Source organism: Streptomyces sp. P5F9 (assembly GCF_057961495.1).
Window position 1 is genome coordinate 1 of sequence record NZ_JBXVPZ010001007.1, and the last position, 786, is coordinate 786.

The following is a 786-nucleotide window of genomic DNA, read 5'->3' on the forward strand; positions in this document are numbered from 1 at the left end:
CCACCACGTATCAACGTGGACCGGTTCACGTATCAACCTCGTACCGGTAACCGCCATCTCCCCAGGAGGCGGGCAAGGTCCACAGTCAGGTGCGGGACACTTGTCTGCGGCCCCCTCTACGATCCTGGGCAGGAGTACTGACAGGAGTAGTGGCAGAAGGAGTTCGACCGGGCCGACAAGGGGGAACCAGCCGATTTACCGGCGCGTGGATACGATCAGTAAGCAGTACCAGGGCAGTCAGCACGACAATCACCACGACAGCCGGCCAGGCGGTCGGTACGACAGCCAGTGCGGCAACGACGGAGGAGGTGCCCCATGGGAGTCCTGAAGAAGTTCGAGCAACGCCTCGAAGGTCTGGTCAACGGCACCTTCGCCAAGGTGTTCAAGTCCGAGGTCCAGCCCGTCGAGATCGCCGGCGCGCTCCAGCGGGAGTGCGACAACAACGCGACGATCTGGAACCGCGACCGGACCGTCGTACCCAACGACTTCATCGTGGAGCTGAGCACGCCGGACTTCGAGCGGCTCAGCCCCTACTCCGGCCAGCTCGGTGACGAGCTCGCCGGCATGGTGCGCGACTACGCCAAGCAGCAGCGCTACACCTTCATGGGACCCATCAAGGTCCACCTGGAGAAGGCGGACGACCTCGACACCGGTCTGTACCGGGTGCGCAGCCGTACGCTCGCCTCCTCCACCAACCAGCAGGCTCCCGGCACCCCCGCCCCGGCGGCACCGCCGGCCGCGGGACGGCCCGGCGGCTACGGCTACCCGCCCGCCGCCGCGCCCGCG

General features: G+C 66.8%; 1 protein-coding gene. It reads left to right on the plus strand.

Features of this window, described 5'->3' with window-relative positions; genetic code table 11:
- Positions 1-315: 315 nt before the first annotated feature.
- On the plus strand, positions 316-786 hold a 471-nt coding region (locus AC31A1_RS52110; RefSeq protein WP_489660028.1), incomplete at its 3' end, for a DUF3662 domain-containing protein.